This is a genomic window from Streptomyces sp. URMC 126, assembly GCF_051386555.1.
Taxonomy (GTDB): Bacteria; Actinomycetota; Actinomycetes; order Streptomycetales; family Streptomycetaceae; genus Streptomyces.
In genome coordinates this window covers 1-16,717 of the sequence record NZ_JBPQTX010000146.1, presented here as the reverse complement: position 1 = coordinate 16,717, position 16,717 = coordinate 1, and the positions used below count along the sequence as shown (strand labels likewise).

The window sequence follows — 16,717 nt, the reverse complement described above, 5'->3', positions numbered from 1 at the left end:
GGGCGTGGAGGGCGTGGGGGCCATCGGGGGGTCAGATCCGGTATCCGGAGCCGGGGACCGTGACGATCACGGGCGGCTCGCCGAGCTTGCGGCGCAGCGTCATGACGGTGACGCGGACGACGTTGGTGAAGGGGTCCGTGTTCTCGTCCCAGGCCTTCTCCAGCAGTTGCTCGGCGGAGACCACGGCACCTTCGCTGCGCATCAGCACCTCCAGCACCGCGAACTCCTTGGGCGCCAGCTGCACCTCGCGTCCGTCGCGGAACACCTCGCGGCGATTGGGGTCGAGCCGGATGCCGGCCCGCTCCAGGACGGGCGGCAGGGCGACGGTGGTGCGCCGGCCCAGCGCCCGGACGCGGGCGATCAGCTCGCTGAAGGCGAAGGGCTTGGGCAGGTAGTCGTCGGCGCCGATCTCCAGGCCCTCGACGCGGTCGCTGACGTCGCCGGAGGCGGTGAGCATCAGGATGCGGGTGGCCAGCTGGAGCTCGACGACCTTGCGGCAGACGTCGTCGCCGTGGACCAGCGGCAGGTCGCGGTCGAGGACGACCACGTCGTAGTCGTTGACGGCGATGCGCTCCAGGGCGGCGGCCCCGTCGTACACGACGTCGACGGCCATGGCCTCCCGGCGCAGTCCGGTGGCGACGGCATCGGCGAGCAGCTGCTCGTCCTCGACGACGAGTACGCGCACGGGTCTTCCTTCCTCAGGGGCCCGACGGGCCTGGGGTACGGGGGTGGTTCCGGCGGGCCCCGCGGGCAGGCGGGACGGCCACCGGTGGTCCCTCCATCCTGCCCCGAACACCGATAAACCGGCTGTAAGGGGCTCCGGGCGGCTCGCGGAGGCGGGTTCCCGTCCGTTTGCGGACGGGAGGTTTCCGCGTGGACAGGGGTGGGGAAGACGTCTGCACACCCGCGATCACGACCCCCGTAATGCGGTGCGCCATGACCGCGCGGCACCGTGGGGGACCACCACGCACGTGATCGTCTTCCCCGGCTCCCAACCGGGGAACCCCCCGGCACACCCCCGTGCCACCGAGCCGACCCAGGAGGGGGCGCAGCATGGACGCGTTCACCGCCGGCATTCTGCAGCGCATAGAGACCACGCGGAGTGATCTCGACCGGGCCCGCCGCAGCGGAGACGACTTTCTCGCCGACATGGAACAGGCGGAGCTGGACGACCTGCACCGCCTCGCCGCGGAGCATGGCGTCGAGGTCAGCGCCGCCTGACCCTTGACCCGCGACGGACGGGTGGAGCGCCCCGGTGCCTCGTGCACCGGGGCCCTCCGCCGTGTGGGCCCGCGGCCCGCCGGGCGCCGGGCTCGGCCTCAGTCCTGCCAGGCGCCCAGCTCCTCCAGGCGGGCCTGGAGGGGCTCGAAGAAGCCGGGCGGGGCGGCGACGGTGAGCTCGCCGGAGGCGGGGGCGCCGGGGCGGCCGCCGGTGAGCGCCCCCGCCTCGCGGGCGACGAGGTCGCCGGCCGCGAGGTCCCAGGGGTTGAGGCCGCGCTCGTAGTAGCCGTCGAGCCGGCCGCAGGCCACGTCGCAGAGGTCGATGGCGGCGGAGCCGCCGCGCCGGATGTCCCGGACCTCGGGCAGCAGCCTGCGGACCACCTCGGCCTGGGCGGCGCGGCGGGCGGTGAGGTAGCCGAAGCCGGTGCCGAGGAGCGCCTGCTCGAAGGCGGGGGCGGGGCGGACGCGCAGCCGGCGGTCGCCGAGCCAGGCGCCCTCGCCGAGGACGGCCCGGTAGGTCTCGCCGCGCAGCGGCGCGGCCACCACGCCGACGACGGTCTCGCCGGCGTATTCGGCGGCTATGGAGACCGACCAGGACGGCAGGCCGTAGAGGTAGTTCACCGTGCCGTCGAGGGGGTCGATCACCCAGCGCACCCCGCTGGTGCCGGGCGTGCTGGCGCCTTCCTCCCCCAGCACGCCGTCGTCGGGCCGGTGCTCGGCGAGGTAGCCGGTGATCAGTTTCTCGGAGGCGAGGTCCATCTCGGTGACGACGTCGATGGGGCTGGTCTTGGTGGCGGCCACCCCGAGGTCGGCGGGGCGGCCGTCCCTGAGCAGCGCGCCGGCCCGCTCGGCGGCCTCCAGGGCCACGGTGAGCAGCTCGGCCTTGAGGGCGTCGGTGGGGGCGTTCACGGGTGCTCCTTGCCTGGTGCTGGTGGGGGTGCGGGCCGCGCGGGTCACGCGTAGGGGCTGTCCGCGCCGGCCGCGGCGGGGCGCGGCGCCCGGGCCGGGCAGCAGCCGACGGGGCAGAGGTCGTGCGAGGGGCCGAGGGCGCCCAGCGCGCAGCGCTCGGGCCGCTCGCCGCGCTCGGTGGCGGCCCGCTCCAGGACCAGCTCGCGGACGGCGGCGGCGAACCGCGGGTCGGCGCCGACGGTCGCCGCGCGGGCGACGGGCAGGCCGAGCTCGACGGCCTTGGCCTTGGCCTCGGTGTCGAGGTCGTACTTGACCTCCATGTGGTCGGAGACGAAGCCGATGGGGATCATCACCACCGCGGGGGCGCCCTCGGCGTGCACCGCCTCCAGGTGGTCGCAGATGTCGGGTTCCAGCCACGGGATGTGCGGGGCGCCGCTGCGGGACTGGTAGACGAGCCGCCAGGGGCGGTCGGTGCCGGTCTCCGCGCGCACGGCGTCGGCGATGGTCCGGGCCACGTCGAGGTGCTGGGCGACGTAGGCGCCGCCGTCGCCGTGGTCCTCCGCCGGGCCGGAGGTGTCGGCGGCGGCCGTGGGGATGGAGTGGGTGGTGAAGGCGAGGTGCGCGCCGGCCCGGACGTCCTCGGGCAGCTCCGCGAGGGCCGCCAGGGTGGCGTCGATCATGGGGCGGACGAAGCCGGGGTGGTTGAAGTAGTGCCGCAGCTTGTCGACGCGCGGGACGGGGAGCCCCTCGGCCTCCAGCGTGGCCAGCGCGTCGGCCAGGTTCTCCCGGTACTGGCGGCAGCCGGAGTAGGAGGCGTACGCGCTGGTGGCGAGGGTCAGCACCCGGCGCCGGCCGTCGTGGACCAGCTCGCGGAGGGTGTCGGTCAGATACGGCGCCCAGTTGCGGTTGCCCCAGTACACCGGCAGGTCGACGCCGCTCGCCGCGAGCTCCTCGCGCAGGGCGCGCAGCAGCTCGCGGTTCTGGTCGTTGATGGGGCTGACGCCGCCGAACAGGAAGTAGTGCTGCCCGACCTCCTTGAGCCGCTCGCGGGGGATGCCCCGGCCACGCGTCACGTTCTCCAGGAACGGGACGACGTCGTCCGGGCCCTCGGGGCCGCCGAAGGAGAGCAACAGCAGGGCGTCGTACGGGGCGTGGGCTGGCTGATCCGACATGGTGACGATCCTGCCACCCCCCACTGACAGCCGCGTCACCCGGCACCGCCGGCCGGAAGGCGGGAGTCCCGGAAGCGATGGGAAATACCGCGCGGCGAACAGAGGTTCCCCCGTAGCCTGTATGGGCCATCGAAGTCCCCTGGTGCACCCTCGTTCCAGAACCGTTCATTCCTCTTTTCAGGGCGGAGCCGGATTGTCCAGTCCGTATCGCGCGATCTTCGCCGCACCCGGGGCCAAGGGCTTCTCCGCGGCCGGTCTTCTCGGCCGTATGCCGCTGTCGATGATGGGCATCGGCATCGTGACCATGGTCTCGGAGCTCACCGGCGAGTACGGGCTGGCAGGAGCGCTCTCCGCGGCGCTGGCCCTGGCCACCGCCGCGATGGGGCCCCAGGTCTCACGGCTGGTCGACCGGTACGGGCAGCGGCGGGTGATGCGTCCGGTGACCCTGTTCTCCCTGGTGGGCACGGGGTTCCTGCTGCTGGCCGCGCAGTTGCGATGGCCGCACTGGACGCTCTTCGTCTTCGTGCTCGCCACCGGCGCGGTGCCCAGCGTGGGGTCGATGGTCCGGGCCCGCTGGGCGGCCCTCTACCGCGACTCCCCGAGCGATCTGCACACCGCGTACTCCGCGGAGTCCGTGATCGACGAGCTCGTGTTCATCGTCGGCCCGATCCTCGCCATCGGCCTGTCCACCGGCTGGTTCCCGGAGGCCGGGCCGCTGCTGGCCGGCGTCTTCCTGCTGGTCGGCGTCTTCTGGCTGACCGCGCAGCGGGCCACCGAGCCGGTCCCGGCCGGTGCGGCGCACGGCCGTGCCGGCAGCGCCCTGCGCTCGGGCGGCCTCCGGGTCCTCGTGGGGGCCTCCGTCGCGATGGGTGCCCTGTTCGGCTCGATAGAGGTGGTCACCGTCGCCTTCGCCGAGGAGCTCGGCCACAAGGCGCTGTCCAGCGTGGTGCTGGCCGTCTGGGCGCTCGGCTCGTGCCTCGCGGGCACGGTGTTCGGCCTGCTCCGCCCCAAGGGCGACCCGGCCCGCCGCTGGCTCGTCGGGGTCTGTCTGATGGCCGTGAGTATGATCCCCCTCCAACTGGTCGGGAACCTGCCGTCCCTGGCCGTCGCGCTCTTCTTCGCGGGCCTGGCCATCGCACCCACGATGGTCACCACCATGGCCCTGGTCGAGCGGAACGTACCGCGCGCCAACCTCACCGAGGGCATGACCTGGACGAGCACCGGGATGGCCGTCGGGGCGGCGCTCGGCTCGTCCGCCGCCGGTGCGCTGGTGGACGCCGCGGGGGCCGGCACGGGGTACGCCGTACCCGGTGCGGCGGGGGCGCTGGCGGCCGTCGGGGCGTTCCTCGGGTACCGCCGGCTGCGGTCGGCGCCGGAGGAGCGGGTCTCCCGGCGCACCGGGACGTCCGTCCCGCGGCCTAGGGGAGGGTCTGGCGCACATGACGCGAACACCAGCGAGGACTCCGGCACGAACAAGCGTGTGGCGTAACTGGGCGGGGAACGTCACCGCCTTCCCGGACCGGACGGTGACCCCGGGGTCGGTCCCCGAGCTGGCCCGGGTGGTCGCGGCCGCGGCCGCCGACGGGCTGCGGGTGAAGGCCGTCGGCTCGGGTCACTCGTTCACCGCCGCCGCGGTGACGGACGGGGTGCTGATACGCCCGCACCGGCTGGCGGGCATACGGTCCGTCGACCGGGCGGCCGGCACGGTGACCGTCGGGGCCGGCACCCGGCTCGCCGATCTGAACCGGGCGCTGTCCGCTCAGGGCCTGTCGCTGACGAACATGGGCGACATCATGGAGCAGACGGTCTCCGGCGCCGTCAACACCGGCACCCATGGCACCGGCCGCGACTCGGCCTCGATCGCCGCCCAGGTCCGGGCCCTGGAACTGGTCACCGCGGACGGCTCGGTGCTCACCTGCTCGGCGACGGAACACCCCGAGGTCTTCGCGGCGGCCCGGGTCGGCCTGGGCGCGCTCGGCGTGATCACCGCGCTCACCTTCGCCGTGGAGCCGGAGTTCCTGCTCACGGCGTGCGAGGAACCGATGCCCTTCGACCGGGTCACGGCCGAGTTCGACCGGCTCGCGACGGAGAACGAGCACTTCGAGTTCTACTGGTTCCCGCACACCGAGTGCTGCACCACCAAGCGCAACAACCGCAGCACCGGCCCCGCCGCGCCGCTCGGCCGGCTCGGCGCCTGGGTGGACGACGAACTGCTGTCGAACGGCCTGTTCGGCGTGGTCTGCGCGGTGGGCCGGGCGGTGCCCGCGGCGGTGCCCTCCATCGCCCGCGTCACCGGCCGCGCCCTGTCCGCACGCACGTACACCGACATCCCGTACCGGGTCTTCACCAGCCCCCGCCGGGTCCGCTTCGTGGAGATGGAGTACGCCCTGCCGCGCGAGGCCGCCGTCGCGGCGCTGCGCGAGCTGCGGACGGTCATCGAACGGCGGCGGCTGCGGGTGGCCTTCCCCGTGGAGGTGCGGACCGCCCCGGCGGACGACGTCTGGCTGTCGACCGCCTCCGGGCGCGACACCGTCTACCTCGCGGTGCACATGTACCGGGGCGCGCCGTACCGGGCGTACTTCTCGGCGGCGGAGGAGATCATGACCGCGCACGGCGGCCGGCCGCACTGGGGGAAGCTGCACGGCCGGGACGCCGCCTACCTGGCCGGGGTCTACCCGCGGTTCGCGGACTTCGCGGCCGTACGGGACCGGCTGGACCCGGACCGGGTGTTCGGCAACCCGTACCTGCGGCGCGTGCTCGGCGACTGAGCGCGACGGGAGGGCCGAGGGTGGCGGCCCTCCCGCTCCGGGGCGCGCGGCCCAGGAGCGGGAGGGCGGGGATCAGGCCCCACTTCCCTTCTCGCCCGCCGGCGGGGGCGCGCTCGCGCCGCCCTTGCCCTCGGCCGTGCCGCCCTGGCCCCCGCTCTGACCCGCGGCGGGCGAGCCGCCCGGGTCGGGGGTCCGGTCCGGGGTCGCCGAGCCGCCGCCGGACGGGGTCTTCCCCGGGTCCGGCGTCTGCCCGCCGGACCCGCCGGCGGGCCGGGAGGCGTCGGGCGACGGCGACGCGCCGCCCTTGTCCTCGCCGCCGGCCCCGGAGGTGCCGGTACCCGGCGAACTCGACGGTTCACGGCTCCCGTCGCCGTCGGTGTCCGACCCGGTACCGGAAGAGCCTTCCCGGCCCTTCTCCCCCTTGTCCCCGTTCTCGCCCTTCTCCCCCTTCTTCTCGCCGCCCTTGTGGTCGTCGGTGTTCCGATGGTCGGAGGTGCCCCGCTGGAACGTCCGCAGGATCGTCGTGCTGTCCTTCGCGCCGTCGGCGCTCTGCCCGGACACCAGCTCGACCGCCGTCACCGCGCCCATGGCCAGGACGAAGACCGCGCCGGCGGCCAGAAGCGGACGCTTCCAGCCGCGCCACCGGGTGCCGTGCGTCGTGCCGGCCGAGAACTCCCCGGAAAACCTTTCGGAGCCGTGAACGGGGTGCGCACTGTCGTACGCGCCGGGGTACGCCCCGGCGTGCGCTTCCGGCAGCATCCGCGTCGCGTCCTCGTCACCGTCCGTGCCGATCCCCGCGAGCAACCGGGTGCGGTCGGGATCCGGCGGCAGCGAGGCGGCGGGAGGTCCGGCCGGGAGGTCGGAGACGTCGGCGGCACGCGCCCGGCCGACCGCCCGCTCGGCGTGGTCAAGCGGGACCTGACGCAGGCGGGGCCGCGCGGCCTGGACGGCCACGTCGCGCACCTGTTCGCCGGTCCGTCTGAACAGGTGCTGGAAGACCGTGCCACCCGTGGTGGCGACCACGCTGACGACGCCGGCGCCGATCACCGTGCCGTAGACCCCGAGCTTGCCGGCGAGCAGGGCGGCGATCACCGCGGCCAGCGCACTGCCCGCCACCTGGGCGACGCTCAAGTCCAGGCGTTTGGCCTTGGCCTTTGCGCCACTTTCGGCTTTGTCGTCCATCTCCAGCCTCTGTCGAACCTTTCGTGCCTCTTGCACTGGGAAGGGACATTCGAGCGTAACGAACAGTTCCGAATCCGGTGATTGTGTGAACCTCGCCACCCGTGGGAAGGTCTCCGGCGCAAGAGGGGGCAATCAACTCCCTTGCCGGACGTGAACATCGATGGCGCGCCGCTCCACCCCCAGTGGTCCGAATGGAGTACTGTGGCGAGCCCGGCCCCGGTATCCCGTCCGGTTGCCCGGACCCAACGGGAGGGGCCCGGGCGGCTCTCGCCCCGTCAACTCGGCAATGTTGTGGCAGGCTGCTACCCGGGCAGGCCACACTCGACCAGCGGAAGCAGCGACGCACGTGACGTCGGCAGGCACCACCCGGGAGGTCCCCATGCCCGAACTGCGTGTCGTGGCCGTCTCCAACGACGGCACACGGCTGGTGCTCAAGGCTGCGGACAGCACGGAGTACACCCTTCCCATCGACGAGCGGCTGCGCGCCGCCGTGCGCAACGACCGCGCACGCCTGGGGCAGATCGAGATCGAGGTGGAGAGCCACCTCAGGCCCCGCGACATCCAGGCCCGGATCCGGGCCGGCGCCTCCGCCGAGGAGGTCGCGCAGCTCGCCGGCATCCCCGTCGAACGGGTGCGCCGCTTCGAGGGCCCGGTCCTCGCGGAGCGCGCCTTCATGGCCGAGCGCGCCCGCAAGACCCCCGTGCGCCGCCCCGGCGAGAGCACCGGGCCGCAGCTCGGTGAGGCCGTCGCGGAGCGACTGCTGCTGCGGGGCGCCGAGAAGGACACCGCCCAGTGGGATTCCTGGCGGCGCGACGACGGCACCTGGGAAGTACTGCTGGTCTACCGCGTGGCCGGTGAGCCCCGGGCCGCGAGCTGGACCTACGATCCGCCGCGCCGGATCGTCTCTGCGCTGGACGACGAGGCGCGGGCGCTGATCGGCGAGACCGAGGACACCCCGGAGCCCAGCTTCCCCTTCGTCCCGCGCATCGCCCGGCTGCCCCGGGAGCGGCTCCAGGACCGCCCGGCGCCGGAGCCCGCCGAGGCCCCGGCGGCCGTCGCGGCGCCCGTCGCCGAGGAGGGGGCCAAGGAGCGCGACTCCCTGACCAGCCTGCTGGAGGCCGTGCCCAGCTTCCGGGGCGACATGGTCGTACCCGAACCGCCGCCGGCCCCGCAGGACGAGGCCCCGGCGGAGGAGGCGGAGGCCGTCGAGCCGCCCGCCCCGGCGGCGAGCGCGGGGTCGGCGTACGCGGATGTGCTGATGCCCCGGTCGGTGGCCGGGCACCGGGAGCGGCTGGTCGGCACCACGGACCGGCAGGCCGAGGCGGACGGTGTCCGTCCGGGCCGCAGGGCCGCGGTCCCGAGCTGGGACGAGATCGTCTTCGGGACACGGCGCAAGAAACAGGAGTGAGACGGGCGGACGGCGACGTTCCGTTCGCCGCCTCCCAAACCGGCTCCGGGCCGGTACCGAGTCCGATACCTACCCTTTCGCGTGGTCGCGCACGGCCGTGACCCCGTAACCCTTTTGCCTGAATTGCCGGGCGGTCGCGCCCGGCAATCGGCATGCCGCCGAACCCCGGCCTCAGCCCGGCTGCGCTCCCGTGGCCACCGGGCGGGACGGGTCCGCCGTCCACTCGCTCCACGAGCCCGCGTACAAGGCGGCCGGCACACCCGCCACCGCCAGCGCCAGCACCTCATGAGCCCCGGAGACCCCGGACCCGCAGTAGACCCCCACCTCGGCTCCCGGCACCGCGCCCAGCGCGGCGAACCGCTCGGCCAGTTCGGCGGCCGGGCGGAACAGCCCGTTCCCGTCCACGTTGTCGGTGGTCGGCGCGGAGAGCGCGCCGGGGATGTGGCCCGCGACCGGGTCCAGCGGCTCCACTTCGCCCCGGTAGCGCTCCGCCGCTCGGGCGTCCAGCAGTACGCCGCGGCGGGCGAGCGCCGCCGCGCCGTCCGCGTCGAGCAGTGGCACCGCGCCCGGCGCCGGGACGAAGTCGCCCTCGGGGACCTCCGGCACCTCGTCCGTGAGCTCGTAGCCCGCGGCCGTCCACGCGGCCACGCCGCCGTCGAGCACGCGCACCGACCGGTGACCCGTCCAGCGCAACAGCCACCAGGTGCGCGCCGCCGCCCAGTTCTGCCCGCCGTCGTACACGATCACGTCGTCGTCCGCGGAGACGCCCGCGCGGCGCAGCACGGCCCCGAGGACGGCCGGGTCGGGCAGCGGGTGGCGGCAGCCCGTCCCCTTCGGACCCGTCAGCTCGTCCTCCAGATCGACGTAGACGGCACCGGGGAGGTGGCCCGCGTCGTACTCCGGGCGGCAGGACGGGCCGGACGACTGCCACCGCACGTCCAGCAGGCGGAGCGACCGCTCCCCCGCCGCCCGCCGCTCCGCCAATTCCCTTGCGCTGATGATCGGATTCATACCGGCCATCCTGGCGTAGCCACCTCTCCGCCCGACAGGCACCCTGACGGGACAGCGCACGACCGATCGATACCGGACGGCAAGAGCCCCGAAACGGAAGCGAAACGCGATTTCCGGCCTCTTCCTGCTGGATCCCACGGGAACCCGTGTCATCCGGCGCGGCCGGGGGGCATGACACGACCGGTGGTGCAACCATCTGCTCAGGCACCGTCCCGCACCACCCCGCGCGCCGCGGTCCACGGGTGTTCCGCCCGTGCCGCCAGGCCATGGGAGCGCCGCGCGGCCACCACGATGGTCCGAGGAGAGAGCGACGATGACCGAGGTTTGGGGGTCCGCCCCGCAGCGGAGCGAGGGGCGGGTCCGGCATGTCCCGGGCACCCCCTGCTGGACGAGCCTGCTGGTGCACGACCTGGGGGCGACGAAGGAGTTCTACGGCGGCCTGTTCGGCTGGAGTTACGACAGCCCCGGGCCGTGCCGGCTCGGCCCCTGCGTCCGCGCCACGCTCGACGGCCGCGAGGTCGCGGGGCTCGGCGAGCTGCCGCCCGACCGGCGGCTGCCGAGGGAGTGGACCACGTATCTGGCCAGTGACGACGCCGATGTGACGGCGGAGTGGATCCGTTGCTCGGGCGGCACGGTGGGGGTGGGTCCGCTCGCCACCGGGGACGCGGGCCGCCTGGTGCTGGCCTCCGACCCGGCCGGCGCCCCTTTCGGCGTCCGGCAGGCGCACGTGCCGCCGGCGCCGGCGGCACCGGGGACGCCCGGCACCGCCGTCTGGCACGAGCTGCTGACCCATGACGCGGCCGTCGCCCTGAAGTTCTACAAGGCGCTCTTCCCCTACGAGGTCAAGCCGGCCGACTCCGTCGCCTCCGACCGGCTCACCCTCCACCTGGACGGCCGGCCGGTCGCCTCGGTGCGCGGGGTCGGGGCCGCGGTGCGGCGCCCGCACTGGACGACCTGGTTCGAGGTGGCCGACACCGACGCCGCCGTCCGGCGCGCGGAGGAGCTGGGCGGGCGGGTGCTGGAGGCCCCGCAGGACGGTCCGGCGGGGCGGACGGCGTCGGTCGCGGACCCGGAGGGGGCCGTTCTCACGCTGGTGCGGTCGCCCCGGTAGCCATGCCGTCCGCCGTCTCGGGGTCCACCGGCAGCACGTCCGGGGAGAGGGCGGCGGCCCGGGCCGCCGCGGCGGTGAGGCGCCGGCGGTGGTGACGGCGGCACAGCACCTCGTAACCCACCACCGTCTCCGGCTGGTTGACGTCCCCGACGACCACCTGGGCCCCCTCCACGACCATCTGTCCGCCGACCGTCCGGGCGTTGTGGGTGGCGCGGGCTCCGCACCAGCACAGGGCCTCGACCTGGAGCACCTCGATGCGGTCGGCGAGCTCGACCAGCCGCTGCGAGCCGGGGAAGAGCCGGGTGCGGAAGTCGGTGGTGATGCCGAAGGCGAAGACGTCCAGTTCGAGGTCGTCGACGATCCGGGCCAACTGGTCCACCTGCTCGGGGGCGAGGAACTGGGCCTCGTCCGCGATGACGTAGTCCACCCGGCCGCCGGCGGAGAGGTGACCGACCACATGGGCGTAGAAGTCGAACCCCTCGCCCGCCTCGACCGAGTCCGTCATCAGACCGAGCCGGGACGACAGTTTGCCCTCGCCCGCGCGGTCGTTGCGGCTGTAGATCATCCCTTGCAGACCGCGGGCCGAACGGTTGTGCTCGATCTGCAGAGCGAGGGTGCTCTTTCCGCAGTCCATCGTTCCGGAGAAGAACACCAGCTCGGGCATGGGAAGGCCAACGCCTTTCGTTTCGTGGGGCGGTAAGGACGGGGGGTGCTCAGGTGCGGACTTCGAGGAGCGGCACCAGCTGCTCGACGGGCGTCATGGAGCCGTGCAGCCCCACCATGCGGGACTCGTTGGGCTCGGTCTCGGTGGCGACGATCGCCACGTCGTCCCGGGCCGCGGCGACCACGTCGCCGATCCGCGCGTGCACGCGGTCGTCCACGCTCGCGCCGGGCGGGCCGAACCAGCCGGCCTCGATGGCCTCGTCGCGTCCCGCGACCCACATCTGCTCCCCCAGCACCTCGCGCCAGACGGCGAGCACATCGGCGGCGGCCCCCGGTACGGCGTAGACGTGCCGGGCCCGGGCCTCCCCGCCGAGCCGCGCGACACCGGCGCGGAGCTCCCAGTCCTCGTCGAAGTCGATGCGGGCGTCCGGGGTGAACGGGATGTCGATCATGCCGTGGTCGGCGGTGACGTAGAGCACCGAGCGCGGGGGCAGTTGTTCGGCGAGCCGCCGGGCGAGCAGGTCGACGTACATCAGCTGACCGCGCCACTCCTCGGAGTCGACGCCGAAGCGGTGGCCCTTGCCGTCCACCTCGCTGTAGTACGTGTACACGAGCGAGCGGTCGGCGGCGCCGAGCTGCGCGGCGGCGAGGTCCATGCGGTCCTCGCCGGACAGCCGGCCGTGGAAGGTGCCGCCGCTGAGCGCGATCCGGGTCAGCGGGGTGTGCTCGAAGTCGGGGGCCGAGACCTGGCAGGTGTGCACGCCCGCGTCGTCCGCGAGCCGGAAGACGGTGGGGTACGGCTGCCAGTGGTGCGGATCCGTCCAGGGGCGCCAGCGCAGCTGGTTCATCAGCTCGCCGGTGGCCGGGTCGAGGACCGTGTACCCGGCCAGACCGTGGGCGCCGGGCGGCAGGCCCGTGCCCACGGAGGCCAGCGAGGTCGCCGTGGTGGACGGGAAACCGGCGGTCAGCGGGGCGCCGGTGCCGTTCAGCGAACTGCCGAGCAGCGAATGGAGGAACGGCGCCTCGGCGGGGTGGGCCCGCAGCAGCTCCCAGCCCAGGCCGTCGATCAGGAAGACGCAGACCCGGTCGGCGGGCGCCAGTTCCAGTCCGGAACGGAAGCCCGGGACGCCCATGCCCGCCACCGCGGCGGGCAGCAGGTCGGCGAGGGAACCGGAGCCGTACCGCGGCAGCGGCGCGGTGCCGGGGTCCAGCGGGGCGGGCTCGTGCCAGGCGGCGCCCGCGGTGTTCGGGTACGACATCAGCGGCCGGTGACCGCGGTCGCCTCGGAGATCGCCTGGGCGAAGGCGAGGGTCTGGCGGACGCTGTCGGGTCCGTCGCCCGCCTCGCTGACCCGCAGGCTGAGGTCGTCGGCGGTCGAGGAGCCCGTATAGCCGTGGTCCGCGTCGCAGTTGGGGTCGCCGCAGGCGGCGGGCTCCAGGTCGATCCGGGAGACCGCGCCCCAGCCGATGGTGAGGACCACCTCGCGGGGCAGCGCGCCCGGAGTGTAGGACTCGGGGTTGGCCACGACCCGGCTGACGACCACCGAGGAGATCCGCTCCAGCTTCACGGACTCCGTCGAGGTGGTGGCGTAGGGGGACGGCGAGGTGCCGTCGGCCGCCTGCTCGTCGGTGTGGCTGACGATGAACCGCGTACGGGTGAGGACGAGGACCGTCACATGGCGGCGGACCTCGTTCGAGTCGAACGTCGTCTCCTGGTGGACCAGGTACGACACGACCGGCTCCCCGCCCACGGCCGCCTCCACGGCCTCGGCCACGAGGGCCGGGTAGTAGCCGCTGCGCTCGATCGCCGCGCGCAGCCCCTGGGTCGTCGTACCGGTCTTCGCCATACGCCCATCCTACGGGGCGTACGGACCCCTGCCGCCGCCGATGCCCGGGCCGGGGCCTCCCGCCCCCGGTCGCGCCACGGCCCCCTCAGTACGTCGGCAGGCTCCGCGGCCCCAGGTCCGTGCGCGGCGGCGGCGGAGCCAGGCGTATGGAGGCGCCCAGGACGTGGATGCCGTGCTGGGCGACGATCACCGGCTCCAGGTCGGCGCCGACCACCTCCGGATGGTCGTCCATCAGCCGGGAGACGCGCAGCAGCAGCTCCTCCAGCGCCCCGGTGTCGACGGGGGCGGCGCCCCGCCAGCCGAAGAGGAGCGGCGCCGTGCGCACCGAGCGGATCAGCTCGGCCGCGTCCCGGTCGGTGGCCGGGACCAGGCAGTGCGCGGTGTCGCCGAGCAGCAGCGACGGGGCCCCGGCGAGGCCGAAGGAGAGCACCGCCCCGGCCGCCGGGTCGATCGCGGCCCGGACGACGGTGTCGACACCGCGCGGCGCCATCGACTGGACCACCAGGCGGGTCTCGGACGGCTTGCCGAGCAGCTCCGTCAACTCGCTGTAGGCACGCAGCAGTTCCGCCTCGCCGCCGAGGTCGAGGCGGACGCCGCCCAGGTCGGCGCGGTGCCGCAGGTGCGGGGCGGTGGGCTTGAGGGCGACGGGGAAGCCCAGCCGGTGGGCCGCCGCCACGGCGGCGTCCGGGTCGGGGGCGGGCAGCGCGGGGAGGACGGCGATGCCGTAGCGGGCGAGGAGCCGCTGGGTGTCGGCGGCGGACAGGGTGACGGCGCGCGGCCCGGCGGGGTCGCCCTCGGCGAGGCCGTGGGCGGCGAGCAGCACCTCGATGTCGGCCGCCGCGCCCGCCTCGTCGATGTCCTCGTACTCGGGGACGCGGCCGGGGTGCTCCTCGGTGCGGCGCCGCCACTCGGCGTACCGGGCGGCGTGGGCCAGGGCCCGGGCGGCCCGTTCGGCGGCGGGGTAGGCGGGGACGCGCACCGAGCCGGGACCGGTGGGGCCGGTGGCGTCCGGCGGGGCGGCCAGGGCCTCGGCGAGGCCGGGGATCTCCAGGTGCACCACGCACACGGGCTTCGCCGTGGGAGCGGCGGTGACCGCCTCGCGCAGCGCGGTGGCGAGGCCGGCGGCCGACTCGCCGTCGACCCGGGGGATGGCGGTGACGACGACGGCGTCGCAGTCCGGGTCCGCCAGGGCGGCGCCGAGCGCCCGGCGGAAGTCCTCCGGCCGGGCGTCGGTGGTCAGGTCCTCCGGGGCCAGCGGGCGCAGGCCGTCGGTGAGGCAGGCGTCGTAGGTGAGCAGCGCCAGGGACTGGGAGTTGCCCAGGATGGCCACGCGGGGGCCGGCGGGCAGCGGCTGGGCGGCGAGCAGCAGGCCGGTGTCGGAGAGTTCCGTGACGGTGTCGACGCGGATGACACCGGCCTGCCGGAGGAGGTGGGAGACGGTGGCGTCGGGCATGCGGGTGGTGGGCACGGTGTGACCCGCGGGGGTGACGCCGCCGTGCCGGGCGCCCTTGACGACGACGACCGGCTTGTGCCGCGCGGTGCGCCGGGCGATGCGGGTGAACTTGCGCGGGTTGCCGATGGATTCCAGGTACATCAGGGCGACGTCGGTGTCCGGGTCCTCGTCCCAGAACTGGAGGAAGTCGTTCCCGGAGACGTCCGCGCGGTTGCCCGTCGAGACGAAGGTGGACACGGAGGCCAGGCCGGCCAGACCGGCCGCCCGCCGCTGCAGTCCGGAGAGCAGGGCGATGCCGATGGCGCCGGACTGGCTGAAGAGGCCGACGCGCCCGGGCGGGGGCAGCTCGGGGGCGAGGGAGGCGTTGAGGCGGACCCCGGCGGCGGTGTTCACCAGGCCGAACGAGTTGGGCCCGATGATGCGCATGCCGTACGAGCGGGCCTGCCGGACCAGGTCGCGCTGGCGCTCCCGGCCCTCGGGCCCGCTCTCCGCGTACCCGGCGGAGAGCACCACGAGGCCCTGGACGCCGTGCTCCCCGCAGTCCTCGACGACGGACGGCACGCGGTCGGCGGGCACGGCGACGACGGCGAGGTCGACCGGTCCGCCGGCCTCGCGGAGCGAGCGGAGGGCGGGGACGCCCTCGGGTTCGAGCGTGGTGAGGCCGTCGGGGAAGGAGGTGTTGACCGCGAGGACCCGTCCGGCGAACCCGCCGGCGAGCACGTTGCGGAGCACGGCGCGTCCCATGCCGCCGGGCTCGCGGCCGGTCCCGAAGACCGCGACGCTGCCGGGGGCGAGGAGGCGCTGTACGGAGCGGGCCTCGGCGCGCTGCTCGCGGGCGCGCTGGACGGCGAGCGAGCGGTCCGTCGGCTCCAGGTCGAGCTCCAGGCGGACGACGCCGTCCTCGAAGCTCCGCTTCTGGGTGTACCCGGCGTCCGTGAACACCTTGATCATCTTGGTGTTGGCGGGCAGCACCTCGGCCGCGAAGCGCCGGATGCCGCGCTCGCGGGCGACGGCGGCGATGTGCTCCAGCAGGGCGGAGGCGACCCCGCGCCCCTGGTGGGCGTCCTGGACCAGGAAGGCGACCTCGGCCTCCTCGGTGGGGCCGTGGGCCGGCCGGCCGCGGGAGTCGATGCGGTCGTAGCGGACGGTGGCGATGAACTCGCCGCGGACCGTGGCGGCCAGTCCGACCCGGTCGATGTAGTCGTGGTGGGTGAAGCGGTGCAGGTCGCGGTCGGACAGCCGGGGGTAGGGCGCGAAGAAGCGGTAGTACTTGGACTCGTCCGAGACCTGTTCGTAGAAGCTGACCAGCCGCTGGACGTCGTCGGGGGTGATGGGCCGGACGCGGGTGGTCCCGCCGTCGCGGAGGACGACATCGGCTTCCCAGTGGGCCGGGTACGCGTGCTCGGACGGCGTCTGCATGGGATCAGCGTACGGCCGGCCTCCGACAGACCTCCGGTGGACTTCGCGGCCGGGCCGCCGGCCGGGCCGTCGCCGGACCACCGCCCGGTTTCGAGGGCGCGGCGGAGCACTGTCCGCACCGTGCGACACTGGTCTAGACAACCAATAGCGATTCGAAGGGCAACACCATGGTTGAGCGCCGCGTTAACGTCGGCTGGGCCGACGGCCTGCACGCCCGCCCGGCGTCGATCTTCGTCCGTGCGGCGAACGCCGCCGGCGTCCCCGTGACCATCGCCAAGGCCGGCGGCACCCCCGTCAACGCCGCCTCGATGCTGGCCGTGCTGGGCCTGGGCGCCCAGGGCGGCGAGGAGATCGTCCTCGCCTCGGAGGACGCGGGTGCCGAGGCCGCGCTCGACCGCCTGGCCAAGCTGGTCGCCGAGGGGCTCGAGGAGCTCCCGGAGACCGTCTGAGCCCTCGCCCCGGGAAGCCCCCGGTTCGGGGGCTTCCGGCGGGACGCGAGCGGGGGGGGGGGGGGGGGGGGGGGGGGGGGGGGGGGGGGGGGGGGGGGGGGGGGGG

At 74.6% G+C, this 16,717-nt stretch carries 15 protein-coding genes; 6 read left to right on the top strand and 9 right to left on the bottom strand.

What is annotated here, in order from left to right; genetic code table 11:
* Positions 1–31 precede the first annotated feature (31 nt).
* Positions 32–685 (bottom strand): response regulator transcription factor, encoded by a 654-nt coding sequence (locus tag ACSNOK_RS18775; RefSeq protein ID WP_223770666.1) that lies wholly within the window; start codon positions 683–685, stop codon positions 32–34.
* A 368-nt stretch (positions 686–1,053) separates the two neighbouring features.
* On the opposite strand from ACSNOK_RS18775, the gene ACSNOK_RS18770 reads away from it, so the two are divergent.
* Complete coding sequence (locus ACSNOK_RS18770; protein ID WP_436781865.1) at positions 1,054–1,221, top strand: hypothetical protein; 168 nt, start codon at positions 1,054–1,056, stop codon at positions 1,219–1,221.
* Between the two features lie 98 nt (positions 1,222–1,319).
* Here ACSNOK_RS18770 and ACSNOK_RS18765 read toward each other — a convergent pair whose 3' ends face one another.
* Both ACSNOK_RS18765 and ACSNOK_RS18760 read right to left on the bottom strand, forming a co-directional pair.
* On the bottom strand, positions 1,320–2,129 hold the full coding sequence (locus ACSNOK_RS18765) for an inositol monophosphatase family protein (RefSeq protein ID WP_436781864.1): 810 nt from the start codon (positions 2,127–2,129) through the stop codon (positions 1,320–1,322).
* A gap of 44 nt (positions 2,130–2,173) precedes the next feature.
* Positions 2,174–3,301 (bottom strand): ferrochelatase, encoded by a 1,128-nt coding sequence (locus tag ACSNOK_RS18760; protein ID WP_436781863.1) that lies wholly within the window; start codon positions 3,299–3,301, stop codon positions 2,174–2,176.
* Between the two features lie 193 nt (positions 3,302–3,494).
* Here ACSNOK_RS18760 and ACSNOK_RS18755 point away from each other — a divergent pair, with 193 nt between their 5' ends.
* A complete protein-coding gene (locus ACSNOK_RS18755; RefSeq protein WP_436781862.1) occupies positions 3,495–4,790 on the top strand; it encodes an MFS transporter in 1,296 nt (431 codons plus the stop codon).
* Positions 4,741–6,069: a D-arabinono-1,4-lactone oxidase gene (locus tag ACSNOK_RS18750; RefSeq protein WP_436781861.1), complete on the top strand. Its 1,329-nt coding sequence runs from the start codon at positions 4,741–4,743 to the stop codon at positions 6,067–6,069. The genes ACSNOK_RS18755 and ACSNOK_RS18750 overlap by 50 nt, the downstream gene beginning before the upstream one ends.
* Before the next feature lie 72 nt (positions 6,070–6,141).
* On the opposite strand, the gene ACSNOK_RS18745 is transcribed toward ACSNOK_RS18750, so the two are convergent.
* On the bottom strand, positions 6,142–7,251 hold the full coding sequence (locus ACSNOK_RS18745; protein ID WP_436781860.1) for a hypothetical protein: 1,110 nt from the start codon (positions 7,249–7,251) through the stop codon (positions 6,142–6,144).
* A 379-nt stretch (positions 7,252–7,630) separates the two neighbouring features.
* On the opposite strand from ACSNOK_RS18745, the gene sepH reads away from it, so the two are divergent.
* Complete coding sequence (sepH, locus tag ACSNOK_RS18740) at positions 7,631–8,659, top strand: septation protein SepH (RefSeq protein WP_436781859.1); 1,029 nt, start codon at positions 7,631–7,633, stop codon at positions 8,657–8,659.
* Positions 8,660–8,830: 171 nt separating this feature from the next.
* On the opposite strand, the gene ACSNOK_RS18735 is transcribed toward sepH, so the two are convergent.
* Positions 8,831–9,670, bottom strand: a complete 840-nt coding sequence (locus ACSNOK_RS18735; protein WP_436781858.1) for a sulfurtransferase — start codon at positions 9,668–9,670, stop codon at positions 8,831–8,833.
* Between the two features lie 313 nt (positions 9,671–9,983).
* On the opposite strand from ACSNOK_RS18735, the gene ACSNOK_RS18730 reads away from it, so the two are divergent.
* The gene (locus tag ACSNOK_RS18730) at positions 9,984–10,781 is read left to right on the top strand and encodes a VOC family protein (protein WP_436781857.1); all 798 of its coding nucleotides are present in this window, start codon (positions 9,984–9,986) and stop codon (positions 10,779–10,781) included.
* On the opposite strand, the gene ACSNOK_RS18725 is transcribed toward ACSNOK_RS18730, so the two are convergent.
* The 4 genes from ACSNOK_RS18725 to ACSNOK_RS18710 all read right to left on the bottom strand — a co-directional run bounded on the left by ACSNOK_RS18725 (position 10,756) and on the right by ACSNOK_RS18710 (position 16,162).
* Positions 10,756–11,445 carry a thymidine kinase gene (locus ACSNOK_RS18725; RefSeq protein ID WP_436781856.1) on the bottom strand — a complete coding sequence of 230 codons (690 nt, stop codon included), beginning with the start codon at positions 11,443–11,445 and terminating at the stop codon, positions 10,756–10,758. The genes ACSNOK_RS18730 and ACSNOK_RS18725 overlap by 26 nt on opposite strands.
* A 49-nt stretch (positions 11,446–11,494) precedes the next feature.
* Positions 11,495–12,703: an alkaline phosphatase family protein gene (locus tag ACSNOK_RS18720; protein WP_436781855.1), complete on the bottom strand. Its 1,209-nt coding sequence runs from the start codon at positions 12,701–12,703 to the stop codon at positions 11,495–11,497.
* A complete protein-coding gene (locus tag ACSNOK_RS18715; RefSeq protein ID WP_436781854.1) occupies positions 12,703–13,290 on the bottom strand; it encodes a DUF5998 family protein in 588 nt (195 codons plus the stop codon). Before ACSNOK_RS18715 ends, ACSNOK_RS18720 begins: the two co-directional genes overlap by 1 nt.
* Before the next feature lie 85 nt (positions 13,291–13,375).
* Positions 13,376–16,162 (bottom strand): bifunctional acetate--CoA ligase family protein/GNAT family N-acetyltransferase, encoded by a 2,787-nt coding sequence (locus ACSNOK_RS18710; protein ID WP_436781853.1) that lies wholly within the window; start codon positions 16,160–16,162, stop codon positions 13,376–13,378.
* A gap of 167 nt (positions 16,163–16,329) precedes the next feature.
* Here ACSNOK_RS18710 and ACSNOK_RS18705 point away from each other — a divergent pair, with 167 nt between their 5' ends.
* Positions 16,330–16,611 carry an HPr family phosphocarrier protein gene (locus tag ACSNOK_RS18705; RefSeq protein ID WP_436781852.1) on the top strand — a complete coding sequence of 94 codons (282 nt, stop codon included), beginning with the start codon at positions 16,330–16,332 and terminating at the stop codon, positions 16,609–16,611.
* The last annotated feature ends 106 nt before the right edge of the window (positions 16,612–16,717 follow it).